This is a genomic window from Acinetobacter sp. IK40, from assembly GCF_035615075.1.
Taxonomy (GTDB): Bacteria; Pseudomonadota; Gammaproteobacteria; order Pseudomonadales; family Moraxellaceae; genus Acinetobacter; species Acinetobacter courvalinii.
In genome coordinates this window covers 249,987-263,996 of record NZ_JANBOE010000003.1, presented here as the reverse complement: position 1 = coordinate 263,996, position 14,010 = coordinate 249,987, and the positions used below count along the sequence as shown (strand labels likewise).

Here is a 14,010-nt window from a genome sequence, read left to right as displayed (position 1 = left end):
CATGCAAATCCAAGCACCTGATATTGGCGTAGATAAAGCGCTCGTTGCAGAAATCCTGATCAAAGTAGGCGACCATGTTGCAGTTGACGATAGCCTGCTGGTGTTAGAGTCAGATAAGGCAACGGTTGAAGTGCCAAGCACGGCAGCTGGTGTTGTAAAAAGTATTCTGGTTCAACAGGGTGATGAAGTCACTGAAGGCGTTGCATTGATCGAACTAGAGTCGGAGTCTGCTGCGGAAGCACCTGCGAACGAAGCACCGAAAGCGGAAGCGCCAAAAGCAGAAGCAAAACCTGTCGAAGCTGAAACAAAAGCACAGCCCGCCGCTGCTCCAACAGCGACAGCAAGCCAGGTTGTGGATGTCAAAGTTCCAGATATTGGCGTAGAAAAAGCCTTGGTAGCAGAGGTGCTGGTCAAAGTCGGTGACCAGATTGAACCAGAACAAAGTATTGTTGTGGTTGAATCGGACAAGGCGACGGTAGAAGTACCAAGCTCGGTTGCGGGGATTGTAGAAGCGATCCAGATCAAAGAAGGCGACAGCATCAAAGAAGGTGTGGTCTTAATTCAGGTGAAGACAGCTGCTCATGCAGCATCGGAACCGGAACCGCAAGCTGCCCCAACTCAAACAGAAGCGCCAGTCACAACGACTGAAGCACCAGCTGCAAGCAATTCCTCAACAGGTAATGTTGAAATTGAAGTGCCTGATCTGGGTGTAGAAAAAGCGCTGGTTTCAGAAATTCTGGTCAATGTTGGTGATCGTGTTGAAGCTCAACAAAGCCTATGCGTGGTTGAATCTGATAAGGCATCGGTTGAAGTGCCAAGCTCGGTTGCAGGGATTGTGAAAGCGATCCATGTCTCTGCCAATCAAGAAGTACGTCAAGGCGTGGCTTTGGCAACGATTGAGGTGAGCGGTCAGGCTGCTGCTCCAGCAGAAGCGAAAGCTCAACCTGCCGCAGCACCTGCGACTCCAGCAGCACCAGCAAAACCACAGACAACAGCGACCGTAGCACCGAATGCGCCAGCGCAAGCAGAAAAGCTGACCAAAGAACAAGAAGCTGAAAATGCGAAGGTTTATGCAGGTCCTGCGGTGCGTAAACTGGCACGTGAATTAGGTGTTATTCTGGGGCAGGTGAAGGCTTCAGGTGAACATGGTCGTGTGATGAAAGACGATGTTTTTGCTTATGTAAAAGCGCGTCTCACGACAGCTCAGGCAGCGCCTGCTGCGCAAGCAGCGCCAGTAGCGTCGGGCTTACCGAAGTTGCCAGACTTTAGTGGCTTTGGTGGCGGTGAAGTGAAAGCCATGACGCGTTTACAGCAAGTGTCTGTACCGCAATTGTCATTGAATAACTTTATCCCGCAAGTCACACAGTTTGATTTGGCCGATATCACCGAGCTTGAAGCATGGCGTGGCGAGCTGAAGGACGGCTTTAAAAAGCAGGGTCTGAGCTTAACCATTTTGGCCTTTATTGCCAAAGCAGTCACACACTTGCTGAAAGAAGAGCCTTATTTTGCTGGCCATCTGGCGGATGATCAGAAGTCAGTATTGTTACGTAACGAAATCCATATGGGTATTGCGGTTGCGACCCCAGATGGCTTGACTGTTCCAGTACTACGTAATCCTGACCAGAAATCAATTAAGCAAATCGCGACTGAACTGGCTGAACTGAGCCAGAAAGCACGTGACCGCAAATTGTCGCCGAAAGATTTACAAGGTGCCAACTTTACCATTACCAGCTTAGGCAGTATTGGTGGAACCGCATTTACGCCATTGGTGAACTGGCCACAAGTTGCGATTCTAGGTATTTCACCTGCAACCATGCAACCGGTATGGAATGGTAAAGACTTTGATCCACGTTTGATGTTGCCATTGTCATTGTCTTATGACCATCGTGTCATTAACGGTGCGGATGCAGCACGCTTTACCAATAAGCTGACCAAGTTACTCAAAGACATACGTAGCTTATTGATCTAATTACTGTTTGAATTTAGAAAACCTCGCTTTGGCGGGGTTTTCTATTTTTAGGGTGACAAAAATATGGCTTTATTTGAGAATACTTTTGCCTAAAATAAATGCGTATTGATAACGATTTTTTGGATCAGGGAGCAAGGATGTTAATAATTTATCGGGTGATGCTACCCTTATTACTCATCGTTTTTGTATTAATGGGCTTATGGGTGAGTTTCTTGCATTTCCCTTGGGATTGGGTCATGTACGCGGTTATGGGGCTGGAGGTACTGGTCGGGACCGTAGTGATGGCCATGGAATATCAGGCACAGCATGTCAGTGGGGTAAGTGCTGGGGGCAGTTTTGGTTTTCTCGGTCTGAGTGCCTATCTGGCGTTGGTTCTGGGGCTGATCCGTCTATTGGTCTGGAGTTACCAAAAATTTTGGGCTTAAGCATTCAAAAGCATTTTATTGTTTGCTAGAATGGCTTTACTTCATTGGGGAGTAGCCGCTCTTTACGCAAAGTAAGGAGGTGATGATCAACATAATTGTTCAACCGAACATGGTCATCATAGCAAAGAACCAAGAACAGCTTTTCAGCTGTGCTTTTGTTGGCAAGACCTTTGATTTACCACTCTGCATCAATCTATTTGATTTTGGCTAGCAGGAGGGGTAGGTCATCGGTATATTTTGCTAGCCAGAGCATTCAACTATGTATGAATTCCTCATCTCCACATCAATTGTTGCCCTTGCTGAAATGGGCGATAAAACCCAATTGCTGGCATTATTACTGGCGGCGCGTTTCCGTAAACCTGTTCCGATCTTGATTGCCATCCTGCTTGCGACCACTATTAATCATGGTATTTCTGCTGTCTTAGGGCAATGGATTACCACCGTACTCAGCCCTGAAATCCTGTTGTGGATTCTCGCCCTAGGCTTTATCGGCATGGCGATCTGGATGCTGATTCCGGATGAATTGGGTGATGAAAGTGAAAGCATCAATAAATGGCAGAAATTTGGGGTTTTTGGTGCCACCTTCATCTTATTCTTCTTGGCTGAAATTGGTGATAAAACCCAGATTGCAACCGTGGCTTTGGCGGCACGTTTTGACAGTGTGTTCTGGGTTATGTGTGGAACCACGTTCGGCATGATGCTTGCCAATGCACCGGCTGTGTTTATTGGCGATAAGCTGGCAGATAAATTACCGATTTCCTTGATCCATAAAATTGGTGCTGCAATTTTCCTGGTGGTGGGTGTCTCAACCTTAGTGCAGCATTATTTCTTCTAATTGAGCTAGAACCTGAAAAAACCCGTCTAGCCATGACGGGTTTTTTTATAAATAATGATAAAAATCTAAACTCTGATTGAAACATGCATTAAATCCCATTATTTTATTATGGAATTAAAAAATATTTCATATTTAAAGAATTTTTCTGGGGTAGTTATGAGTTTCGAGCGCACAACGTCACAAATATTATTTGATAATGGCACACATAAATGCATCAGTTTTACCAGTCTGGTCAAAGGGGAAGGCATTCAGGCCAATCAGTTTTTAATTATTGACCATGATCGGGCCGCGGTTTTAGATCCGGGTGGTGACCTGACCTATGTTCCTTTAACCATGGAACTGAACCGTTATACCAAACTAAAAAATCTGGACTATGTGATGGCTTCACATCAAGATCCTGACATTATTACCTCGATGCCGCGCTGGCTGGTCTATACCGATGCCAAAGTAGTGGCTTCCAAGTTATGGGCACGCTTTTTACCGCATCTGAATTCGGCCTTTATGAGTGACCGTATGAAAGGCAATTGGGAGGAGCGCCTGATCGAGCTATCAGATACAGGGCTAGTCATTCCTCTCGGTGAAGCTTCGATTGTGGCTGTGCCTGCGCATTTCCTGCACTCGGTTGGAAATTTCCAGTTCTATGATCCGACTGCAAAAATTTTATTTTCAGGTGATATGGGGGCTTCAATTGTCGAAGATGCCAGCTTACCGATTACTGACTTTGATGCCCACATCAAAAAAATGAAAGGTTTTCACCAGCGCTATATGTGTTCCAATAAAGTCATCCGTCTCTGGGTCAATATGGTTCGGCAGATGGATCTTGAAATGATTGTGCCTCAGCATGGGACCGCTTTTGTTGGTAAAGCGATGATCAATCAGTTCCTGGACTGGATCGAAACGCTGGAATGTGGTGTAGATCTGATGAATGAATATGTGTTCAGTTTGCCGGCTGAAATGAGCTAAATGTCCGGGGTTGCAAAATGACTGGAAAATACATCAATCATTGATCAGACACTCTTGTCGGCAGGCATAAATTTTCTTAGGATTTATCGGATCAAGGATTGAATCTGATAACGAGAATTTTAATAAAATGTTGTCTCAAATTGCGACTCCCGATGCCTGTGTCAGTTGTGGTGCCTGCTGTGCAAATTACCGTGTTTCTTTCTATTGGGCTGAGGCAGAACTGATCCCTGAACACATGGTTGAGCCGTTGACTGCGGTCTACTCATGCATGAAAGGGACCAATCAGGCACAAGTCAAATGTGTGGCCTTGCAAGGTGAAGTGGGGCAGCAAGTTAGCTGTTCAATCTATTCAGTTCGGAGCTCAAGTTGCAAGGAAGTACAGATTGCCGATTCGCATTGTAACAAGGCACGGCTGGCGCATAACCTGATCCCGCTGGTCGCGATTGACCAGCAGCCCTCTGAAAATAATGACAATTATGATCAGGTTTGCTAAGGGGATGTATTTGATTCGAAGGGTAAAACTCTCTAGCTGAAAGCTTTTTAAACAACGATTGAAATTATTTTCATCATAGAAAATGAAAATCACATCGAAATTTGTTTATAATAGCTCACGGAAATTACCAGTGAGATTGTTATGCTGACCATCGTTCAAGAAGCGTTAACCTTCGATGATGTCTTATTACTTCCTGCCTACTCAACTGTTCTCCCAAAAGATGTCTCCTTAAAGACACGTTTAACTCGCGGAATTCAACTTAATATCCCTCTCGTTTCTGCTGCAATGGATACCGTGACTGAATCACGTATGGCGATTGCAATGGCGCAAAACGGTGGTATAGGTATTTTGCACAAAAACATGGATATCGCAGCACAAGCTGCTGAAGTCCGTCGTGTGAAAAAATTTGAAGCAGGTATGGTGAAAGATCCAATCACTGTATCACCTGAGACAACAGTGCGTGAACTGATTGCGATTACCCAGGCCAATAATATTAGCGGCGTGCCTGTTGTAAAAGACGGCAAAGTGGTAGGTATTGTCACCGGACGTGATACACGTTTTGAAACCAATCTTGAACAGCCTGTAAGCAACATCATGACCGGTCAAGACCGTTTGGTGACTGTTCGTGAGGGTGAATCAAAAGAAAATATCCAAGCTTTGCTTCAAAAGCATCGTATTGAAAAAGTGTTGGTGATTGGTGAGAACCATGAGCTGAAAGGTCTAATTACGGTGACTGATTTCCGTAAAGCCGAAAGCTATCCAAACAGCTGTAAAGATGATTTAGGCCGTTTACGTGTCGGCGCTGCAGTCGGTACTGGTGCTGAAACTCCAAGCCGTGTAGAGGCTTTGGTTGAGGCGGGTGTCGATGCAATTGTGGTTGATACGGCACATGGTCATTCTGCTGGTGTGATTGAACGCGTACGTTGGGTAAAAGCCAACTACCCACAAGTTCAAGTGATTGGCGGCAACATTGCAACGGGTGATGCAGCGTTAGCATTGCTTGATGCTGGTGCAGATGCGGTCAAAGTCGGTATTGGTCCAGGTTCAATCTGTACCACACGTATCGTTGCTGGTATTGGCATGCCACAGATTTCGGCGATTGACAGCGTTGCCAATGCACTGAAAGATCAGATTCCTTTGATTGCAGATGGCGGTATCCGTTTCTCTGGCGATATGGCGAAAGCGATCGGCGCGGGTGCGAGTACGATTATGGTCGGTTCACTCCTTGCTGGTACTGAAGAAGCGCCTGGTGAGGTTGAGTTCTTTCAGGGCCGTTACTACAAAGCTTACCGTGGTATGGGTTCATTAGGCGCAATGGCCGGTGTATCTGGTTCTGCGGACCGTTACTTCCAGGACGCTAAAGCAGGTGCTGAGAAATTAGTTCCAGAAGGCATTGAAGGCCGCGTGCCATATAAAGGCCCAATGGGCAACATCGTTCATCAAATGATGGGTGGCTTACGTTCATCAATGGGCTATACCGGTTCATCTGTGATTGAAGATCTTCGTCAAAATGCGAAATTTGTGAAAATTACTTCAGCAGGTATGTCTGAATCACATGTGCATGATGTAACCATTACCAAGGAAGCACCAAACTACCGAGTTGGTTGATTTTTGGTAATTTTGCCGATCGAAAAACCGTCAGTGTACTGACGGTTTTTTTTGTTTTGGTGTAAAGTGAACAGGATGAAGAAGGATATGGTTACAGGCCATATAAAAGATAAGAAAGTGAGTAAAACATGAGCTATTTTGGTACTGATGGAATTCGAGGCAAGTTTGGACAAATGCCAATTACCCCAGAGTTCGCATTAAAACTAGGTTTTGCCGCAGGAACAGTATTAAAAAGAAACAATCCTAAAAGTAAGCCGATTGTGGTATTAGGAAAAGATACCCGTTTATCTGGCTATATTCTGGAAGCGGCTCTACAGGCTGGCTTAAATGCCGCAGGTGTTTATGTGCATCTGTTAGGTCCTTTGCCAACACCAGCGATTGCGCATTTAACCCGTGCACTACATGCGCATGCGGGTATCGTCATTTCAGCATCGCATAATCCATATTTCGATAACGGGATTAAATTTTTCTCCAGTGAAGGCAAGAAATTACCTGATGCCCTTCAGGATCAGATTAACCAGGAATTAGAGAAAGAACTGGTCATTGAGGACACGGCGAATCTGGGTAAAAGCGTACGTGTCAAAGATGCCAATGGTCGCTATATCGAATTTTGTAAATCGACCTTCCCCTACCATTTCGACCTGCGTAATTTGAAAATCGTGGTGGATTGTGCCAACGGCGCTGCCTATAGCGTTGGGCCATCGGTATTCCGTGAATTAGGCGCGAAAGTTATTCCACTGTTTAATGAGCCAGATGGTTTAAATATCAATGAAAACTGCGGTTCAACCCATCCTGAACAATTGCAAAAAGCAGTAGTAGCGCATCAGGCGGATCTGGGGATTGCGTTTGATGGCGATGCAGACCGTGTGGTCATGGTTGATAAGAATGGTCAACTGGTTGATGGTGACCACATCCTCTATATCCTTGCGACACAGGCAAACCATAAGCCAGCAGGCGTAGTGGGTACTGTGATGAGCAATATGGCACTGGAACTGGCCTTACAAAAGGCCGAGGTTGGCTTTGTCCGTGCCAAAGTCGGTGACCGCTATGTATTACAGGCCTTGGAAGAAAATAACTGGGTCACAGGTGGCGAACCTTCAGGTCATATCCTGACGCTGGATAAGAGTACCACTGGTGATGCGATCATTGCGGCACTTCAAGTGTTAACCGTGATGGTGGAACAAGGTAAGGCTTTACATGAACTGGTTGCAGGCTTTGAACTGTTCCCGCAAGTCTTGGTCAATGTGCGTCTACAGGACATGATTGACCCTTATTCGATTCCCGCGCTGGTGGCAGAGTTTGAAAAAGCAGAGCAGCAACTCAAAGGCCGTGGTCGACTGTTGATTCGTAAGTCAGGCACTGAACCTGTTATTCGTGTCATGGTGGAAGGCGATCAACAGCAAGAAGTTGAAGCATTGGCGAACCATTTGGCTGATGCGGTCCGTGCTCACGCCCAAGCTGCTTAAGAGAGTCCCCGCATGAATGATGTGATTAAAGACCTGAGTGAATTGCGTTTAAGCTATGAACAAGGTGAATTACATGAAACCCAAGTGAGCGATCAGCCTCACTTGCAGTTTTTAAACTGGTTTAATCATGCCCTTGCCGCGAATTTGCACGAACCTTATGCCATGTCTTTAGCCACCGCAAATGCACAAGGCCGTCCACATGTACGTACGGTTTTGTTACGTGGTGCCACAGAAGCGGGTTATGACTTCTATACCAATTATGACAGTCAGAAAGGATTGGACCTTGCGGAAAACCCTTATGCTGAATTGTTATTCTATTGGCCGAGTCTGGAGCGTCAAGTCCGTATTGGTGGCAAGGTGGCCAAGATTTCTGAACAGGAATCGACCGACTATTACCATAAACGTCCACGTGATAGTCAGATTGCAGCGCATATCAGTACACCACAAAGTGGCGTGATTGAGAGTCGTGAAGTGCTGCAACAACGCTTTCAAGCATTACAGAGTCAAGCCCAGGCTGAGCTGGATAAACCTGAGTTCTGGGGCGGTTACCGCTTAGAGGCGGATTATTATGAGTTCTGGCAGGGGCGACCAAATCGCTTACATGATCGTTTAAGTTATGAAAAACAAGACGACCGCTGGGCCCTACAACGTTTGATGCCATAAATGACGCAGATGCAAATTCAAAAAAGACCTTTAATTACACGCCCTGAACAGTTTCAGGGCGTGCCTGCTTTTATTGCTGAAATTCTGGCCAGACGGGGCGTGCAGTCAGAACAAGAGCTTGAACTGAAACTGAAACATTTATTGCCTCCAGCGTTAAAAGGCCTGGAGACGGCAGTTGAGTTGATGGATCAAGCCATTGATCAACAGCGACAGATCGTGATTGTTGGGGATTATGATGCGGATGGTGCAACCAGCACTGCCTTGATGGTGCTGGTCTTGCAAGAAATGGGTGCCAAGGTCGAGTATCTGGTGCCTGACCGGTTTAAGTACGGCTACGGTCTGACCCCGGCAATTGCCGAGTTGGCCCAGCACAGTTATCAGCCTGAGCTTCTGATTACCGTGGATAATGGTATTTCCAGTCATGCAGGGGTGGAAACCGCTCAAGCCTTAGGCATGCAGGTGATCATCACCGACCACCACCTCACCACTAAACCGACTCCAGTTGCCGAAGCGGTGGTCAATCCGAACCAGCTGGGCTGTGACTTTCCCAGTAAGGCTCTGGCTGGTGTCGGGGTTGCTTTCTATGTGCTGGCAAGATTGGCAAGTTCACGCACTCAGCAAGGGAAAAGTAGCGCTAAAGTGACGCAATATCTGGATCTGGTGGCTTTGGGCACCTATGCCGATGTGGCGACACTGGATTATAACAACCGGATCCTGATTGATGCGGGATTAAAGCGGATTCAGCAACAGCAGTGTCGTGCTGGCATTTTGGCCTTACTGGATATTGCCGGGCGTGATCCTGCCAGCTTGCGCGCACAAGATTTAGGTTTTGTTGTTGGTCCCCGCATTAACGCAGCGGGACGGATGGAAAGCATGCGGATCGGCATTGAATGCCTGCTGGCCGCCGATATGGCAACAGCTTATCCGCTGGCGCAACAGTTGAACCAATTGAATATCGAACGCCGTCAGGTGGAAAATGAAATGAAGCAGCAGGCAATGCAAGCGCTGCAATATATTCAACTGGAAACGACCCATCTACCGGCTGCACTGGTGATGTTTGATGAACAATGGCATCAAGGGGTGATTGGCATTGTGGCAGGGCGCTTAAAGGAACAGTTCCATCGCCCGAGTCTGGTATTTGCCCCTGATGAAGATGGTGTGCATATCAAGGGTTCAGCACGTTCGATTGAAGGTATTCATATTCGCGATACCATTGAACAGGTGGCTGAGCAGTATCCGCATCTGGTCAGCCATTTTGGTGGTCATGCTGCGGCAGCCGGCTTAACCCTGAAAAAAGAACATTTTGAGGCGTTTAAAAGCGTGTTTACCCAGTCGATTGCTGAGATGGATGATGATCTATTTCAAGCAACTTTGTGGACGGATGGTGAATTGTCCGATGCTGATCTGCATTTGGGAACACTGGACTGGATCGAACAACTGGGCCCGTGGGGACAAAAATTTCCATTACCTCAATTCGAGGGACGCTTCAAAGTCATTGATTATCGCTGGTTGAAAGAACAGCATCTGAAATTGAAACTGGCGGTCGGGCCACATTCGGTCGATGCCATTGCTTTTAATGCCAAAGATCGTTTTGAATTTGATCCTATGCTGGGCCATGTCGATCTGGTCTATACACTGGAACGTAATGTCTTTAATGGCAATACCAGTCTGCAGCTGCAAATTGCCTATTTAAAACAATAAAAAATCCGCTCATTTGAGCGGATTCTTTGTTCCTGCGGAGATTAGAAACGATAAGCGGCACGAACACCGTAGTTTTTATCGTTATCGCCGAAACCAATACGGCCTTCAACACTCACTTGCTGATTTAAGAATTTCTTGGCATTAATACCCCATTCATCCTTATCAGTTAGATCATTGTTGTAGTAATCAGCACCTACGCTTAAAGTTTTATCAAGGTAGTAGTCGCCTTTAACGCGGTATTCGTCAAGATCACCAAAAGCGCCATAAGCTTCAAGGTTGATATCGTTGCCGCCGACCTGTGTTACGTATTTCGCACGAACGGTAGGATCTGCGCCATCTTTACCATTCTTCTCATCGTAACCTTTCACACCTAAAGCAAGTAATAAACCAGGCGCTGGTAAATAACCTACTTCAGCAGCATAGGTCGTTAATTTTTGGTCGTAATTGATTTTGTCAATTTCACGTTCCTGTCTTCCTACATCACCACTGAGGTAGAAATCAGAGTTTGGAACGTAGTATTCAATACCTACACCATATTGTGTATCTTTAGTCCCACTGTTATCGCCATAATTCACATGGGCGTCAACATTACTGGCACGATTTAAGAAAGCTGCTTCTGCAAGCGGTGCATTACGGGTCTGAACTGGATTGAAATAATAAGTTCCATCGACACCAAATTTACTTACGCTGTTGCCGTGATCCGGATCAAGATAATTATAAGAACCACCAACTTCAGCTTGATAAGCATGAGCAGTGCCTGTTACTGCCAAAGCAGATAATAGTGCTGATGCAATTGCTAATTTTTTCATGGTTATGCCCCTTTTGAGATAATGAACCAGATGAATGTTAATTACATGTTTTGTTACAACTACCAGTCTAATTGAAATAACAGGAGCGTCAATCGCAGGAACGTAAGCAGAGTGTACAAATGTAATGGACTTGTAAAATTGACAGGGCAAAGTTTTGATATTTAAATATAAATTTCAATTGTTTTGAATTATTAAAACTTAGTAGAGATTGTGTTTTTGGCTATTTTAAAGACTAATTTAAGTGAATTGTTAAGAAATTTTAATCAAAATTAAGGCCTAAAAATACCGTTGATTCGGCAGCCCAACTTACTTTAGAGATTATTTTTTTAAACAGATTGAGCCAGAATAAGGGTGCTGTGTCGACCAAAACAGTTATGTTAAAATAGCGGATTAAGTGAAAAAATTGTGAGAAAACACGCGTGGAAATTAATCCGTATTTAGTCCAATTGAAAGATTTATCTGATCGTAGCCAAACACTACGGGGGTATCTTTGACTACGATCTAAAGGTTGAGCGTTTAGAAGAAGTTTTAAGAGAATTAGAAGACCCTGCGATCTGGAATGACCAAAGTCGTGCTCAGGCGATCGCGAAAGAAAAGGGCAGCCTAGAAAATACCATTGGTGTATTTGATCGTCTTGCAGAACAGCTCGATGATGCCAAAGCGATGCTTGATCTTGCTGTTGAAGCAGATGATGAAAGCCTGCTGGTCGATGTACAGACTGAATTAGACAGTGCTGAACAGGCTTTAGGCAATCTTGAATTCCGCCGTATGTTTAGCAATCCGATGGATCCAAATCCTTGCTTCCTTGAAATCCAGTCAGGTTCTGGCGGTACAGAGGCGCAAGACTGGGCATCGATGTTATTGCGTATGTACTTGCGCTGGATCGAGCGCCACGGTTTTAAAGCGGAATTGATGGAAGTGTCGGATGGCGATGTGGCAGGGATTAAATCTGCGACCATTCGTGTCGATGGCGAGTTCGCTTACGGCTGGTTACGAACTGAAAGTGGTGTTCACCGTTTAGTACGTAAATCACCATTTGATAGTAACAATAACCGTCATACGTCATTCTCGGCGGTGTTCATTTCACCTGAGATTGATGACAATATCGAAATCGATATTAATCCTTCTGATGTCCGTACCGATACTTACCGTGCATCGGGTGCAGGTGGTCAGCACATTAACAAAACTGACTCTGCGGTTCGTTTAACTCACGCACCAACGGGTATTGTGGTGGCATGTCAGAACCAGCGTTCACAACACGCCAACCGTGACCATGCCTGGAAACAGTTACGTGCCAAACTCTATGAATTAGAGATGAGCAAACGTAATGAAGCGGCGCAGGCACTGGAAGATTCGAAATCTGATATTGGCTGGGGCAGCCAGATTCGTTCTTATGTCCTGGATGATTCACGTATTAAAGACTTGCGTACCAGTGTGGAAACATCTAATACCAAAGCAGTTTTAGATGGTGACCTGGATAAATTTATCGAAGCAAGTTTGAAGCAAGGTCTATAAGTTTTTATCAATTAAAACGGCAATCTCGTTCAGCATAGGCTGGTTAATCGAAAAAACATGATATTAATATCGGAAAAAATGGATATTAATATTTGAAAATTTCGATATACTGGATTTAGATGCTGAACAAAGCTTTGCCTGTTGAGAAGCGTGGTGAGTCTATGGATATTGATGTAATAAGCAAGGCCTTAGCCAATCCATTACGTCGACAGATTTTGCAATGGTTGAAAGAGCCTGAGCAATTTTTACCGGTACAGGAATGTGGTGGCAGTTTCGAACGGGGCGTATGTGCAGGGCACATCGAACGTTTAGGAAAAGTTGCACAGTCGACCATGTCGAATCATTTGTCTGTATTGCAACAGGCAGGTCTGATTAAGGTCGAAAAATATGGGCAATGGTCATATTTCACCCGTAATGAAGCTTTGATTCAGCAATATATCGAACATTTAAAACAAACACTTTAGATCAACAAGTGTAAGTTGAGGCGATCATGGCTGAACTAAATTCTGCGTTACAAGTAGGTGATTTTACCATTAAAAACCGTCTGGTTTTAGCACCTCTGACCAGAGCACGGAGTGGTGAACACCGTATTCCGAATGATTTAATGGTGGAATATTATCAACAACGTGCCAATGCGGGCCTAATTCTTACTGAAGCGACCGTCATCAGTCCGAAAGCAGCGGGTTATGCCAATACCCCTGGCCTGTGGTCGCAAGAACAGGCTCAGGCATGGCATAAGATTGTTGATGCTGTGCATGCACAGGGTTCAAAAATTGTGGTTCAGCTCTGGCATGTTGGACGTATTTCACATCCGGACTTACTGGATGGCGATACGCCTGTTGCACCAAGCGCGATTCAGCCCGCAGGTGAAGTGAGCCTGCTTCGACCAAAACGTCCTTTTGTAACCCCACGTGCTTTATCGCATGAAGAAATTCAGGAAATTGTCGCGCAATATAAACATGCGGCTGAACTGGCAAAAGCTGCTGGTTTTGATGGGGTTGAATTGCATGCCGCTAATGGTTATCTGATCGATCAATTTCTGCAAAGCACGACCAACCAACGTGATGATGAATACGGCGGTCCAATTGAAAATCGTGCACGTTTATTATTGCAAGTGGTCGATGCCTTTATTGAGGTATGGGGCGCTGGTGGTGTTGGTGTCCATTTGGCACCACGTGGTGATTCGCATGACATGGGTGATGAAAATCCGTTGGCAACCTTTGGTTATGTGGTGGAGCAACTGGATCAGCGTAACATTGGATTTATTTTCACGCGTGAATATGAAGCAGAAGATAGCTTAATGCCAAAATTACGTCCTAAATTTAAAGGCGTATGGATTGCCAATGAAGGCCTAACTGCTGAATCTGCGAAACGTATTCTGGCAACCGGTCAGGCGGATGCGGTTTCATTCGGTAAACAGTATATTGCCAATCCGGATTTGCTGGATCGTTTGCAACATGATTTGCCTTTAAATCCACTTCAGCCCCAAACCCTGTATGGTGCCGGTGCGGAAGGCTATACCGATTATCCGGTATTTGAAAAGTTAGAAGCTTAAGCCGTATT

General features: G+C 45.4%; 13 protein-coding genes and 1 riboswitch. Of the genes, 12 read left to right on the top strand and 1 reads right to left on the bottom strand.

Annotation, left to right across the window (positions count from 1 at the left end):
* The first annotated feature begins 1 nt into the window (after position 1).
* The 9 genes from MSG93_RS07580 to recJ all read left to right on the top strand — a co-directional run bounded on the left by MSG93_RS07580 (position 2) and on the right by recJ (position 10,123).
* Positions 2-1,969 carry a 2-oxo acid dehydrogenase subunit E2 gene (locus tag MSG93_RS07580; RefSeq protein WP_324621232.1) on the top strand — a complete coding sequence of 656 codons (1,968 nt, stop codon included), beginning with the start codon at positions 2-4 and terminating at the stop codon, positions 1,967-1,969.
* Between the two features lie 137 nt (positions 1,970-2,106).
* Positions 2,107-2,394, top strand: coding sequence for a hypothetical protein (locus MSG93_RS07575; protein ID WP_324621231.1), 288 nt, complete (start codon positions 2,107-2,109; stop codon positions 2,392-2,394).
* 34 nt (positions 2,395-2,428) lie between these two features.
* Positions 2,429-2,569: riboswitch (yybP-ykoY riboswitch) on the top strand.
* An 84-nt stretch (positions 2,570-2,653) separates the two neighbouring features.
* Positions 2,654-3,229: a TMEM165/GDT1 family protein gene (locus MSG93_RS07570; RefSeq protein ID WP_005227893.1), complete on the top strand. Its 576-nt coding sequence runs from the start codon at positions 2,654-2,656 to the stop codon at positions 3,227-3,229.
* A gap of 156 nt (positions 3,230-3,385) precedes the next feature.
* Entirely contained in the window at positions 3,386-4,192 is an 807-nt protein-coding gene (locus MSG93_RS07565) for an MBL fold metallo-hydrolase (protein ID WP_324621230.1), read from the top strand.
* A gap of 127 nt (positions 4,193-4,319) precedes the next feature.
* On the top strand, positions 4,320-4,685 hold the full coding sequence (locus MSG93_RS07560) for a YkgJ family cysteine cluster protein (RefSeq protein WP_324621229.1): 366 nt from the start codon (positions 4,320-4,322) through the stop codon (positions 4,683-4,685).
* Positions 4,686-4,826: 141 nt separating this feature from the next.
* Positions 4,827-6,293, top strand: a complete 1,467-nt coding sequence (gene guaB, locus MSG93_RS07555; protein WP_005227887.1) for an IMP dehydrogenase — start codon at positions 4,827-4,829, stop codon at positions 6,291-6,293.
* A 128-nt stretch (positions 6,294-6,421) separates the two neighbouring features.
* On the top strand, positions 6,422-7,759 hold the full coding sequence (glmM, locus tag MSG93_RS07550) for a phosphoglucosamine mutase (protein ID WP_262765592.1): 1,338 nt from the start codon (positions 6,422-6,424) through the stop codon (positions 7,757-7,759).
* A gap of 12 nt (positions 7,760-7,771) precedes the next feature.
* Entirely contained in the window at positions 7,772-8,422 is a 651-nt protein-coding gene (pdxH, locus tag MSG93_RS07545; RefSeq protein ID WP_324621228.1) for a pyridoxamine 5'-phosphate oxidase, read from the top strand.
* Positions 8,423-10,123, top strand: coding sequence for a single-stranded-DNA-specific exonuclease RecJ (recJ, locus tag MSG93_RS07540; RefSeq protein WP_324621227.1), 1,701 nt, complete (start codon positions 8,423-8,425; stop codon positions 10,121-10,123).
* A gap of 41 nt (positions 10,124-10,164) precedes the next feature.
* Here recJ and MSG93_RS07535 read toward each other — a convergent pair whose 3' ends face one another.
* Positions 10,165-10,932, bottom strand: coding sequence for a putative porin (locus MSG93_RS07535; RefSeq protein ID WP_005227880.1), 768 nt, complete (start codon positions 10,930-10,932; stop codon positions 10,165-10,167).
* Positions 10,933-11,351: 419 nt separating this feature from the next.
* On the opposite strand from MSG93_RS07535, the gene prfB reads away from it, so the two are divergent.
* The 3 genes from prfB (at position 11,352) to MSG93_RS07520 (ending at position 14,002) form a co-directional block, all read left to right on the top strand.
* Positions 11,352-12,447 (top strand): peptide chain release factor 2 gene (gene prfB, locus MSG93_RS07530; RefSeq protein WP_126687562.1). Its coding sequence is split into 2 segments (ribosomal slippage): positions 11,352-11,423 and positions 11,425-12,447, totalling 1,095 coding nucleotides; the frame shifts between segments, so codons are not numbered across the junction.
* Between the two features lie 161 nt (positions 12,448-12,608).
* Entirely contained in the window at positions 12,609-12,911 is a 303-nt protein-coding gene (locus MSG93_RS07525) for an ArsR/SmtB family transcription factor (protein ID WP_005403396.1), read from the top strand.
* 26 nt (positions 12,912-12,937) lie between these two features.
* Complete coding sequence (locus MSG93_RS07520) at positions 12,938-14,002, top strand: alkene reductase (RefSeq protein WP_324621224.1); 1,065 nt, start codon at positions 12,938-12,940, stop codon at positions 14,000-14,002.
* Positions 14,003-14,010: the final 8 nt, after the last annotated feature.

Excerpts from the sequence above, each read along its gene's own strand:
- MSG93_RS07565 (WP_324621230.1), top strand. The coding sequence starts at position 3,386 with ATGAGTTTCGAGCGCACAACGTCACAAATATTATTTGATAATGGCACA.
- MSG93_RS07535 (WP_005227880.1), bottom strand. The coding sequence starts at position 10,932 with ATGAAAAAATTAGCAATTGCATCAGCACTATTATCTGCTTTGGCAGTA.
- MSG93_RS07580 (WP_324621232.1), top strand. The coding sequence starts at position 2 with ATGCAAATCCAAGCACCTGATATTGGCGTAGATAAAGCGCTCGTTGCA.
- MSG93_RS07570 (WP_005227893.1), top strand. The coding sequence starts at position 2,654 with ATGTATGAATTCCTCATCTCCACATCAATTGTTGCCCTTGCTGAAATG.
- guaB (WP_005227887.1), top strand. The coding sequence starts at position 4,827 with ATGCTGACCATCGTTCAAGAAGCGTTAACCTTCGATGATGTCTTATTA.
- pdxH (WP_324621228.1), top strand. The coding sequence starts at position 7,772 with ATGAATGATGTGATTAAAGACCTGAGTGAATTGCGTTTAAGCTATGAA.
- MSG93_RS07575 (WP_324621231.1), top strand. The coding sequence starts at position 2,107 with ATGTTAATAATTTATCGGGTGATGCTACCCTTATTACTCATCGTTTTT.
- recJ (WP_324621227.1), top strand. The coding sequence starts at position 8,423 with ATGACGCAGATGCAAATTCAAAAAAGACCTTTAATTACACGCCCTGAA.
- MSG93_RS07560 (WP_324621229.1), top strand. The coding sequence starts at position 4,320 with ATGTTGTCTCAAATTGCGACTCCCGATGCCTGTGTCAGTTGTGGTGCC.
- MSG93_RS07520 (WP_324621224.1), top strand. The coding sequence starts at position 12,938 with ATGGCTGAACTAAATTCTGCGTTACAAGTAGGTGATTTTACCATTAAA.
- glmM (WP_262765592.1), top strand. The coding sequence starts at position 6,422 with ATGAGCTATTTTGGTACTGATGGAATTCGAGGCAAGTTTGGACAAATG.
- MSG93_RS07525 (WP_005403396.1), top strand. The coding sequence starts at position 12,609 with ATGGATATTGATGTAATAAGCAAGGCCTTAGCCAATCCATTACGTCGA.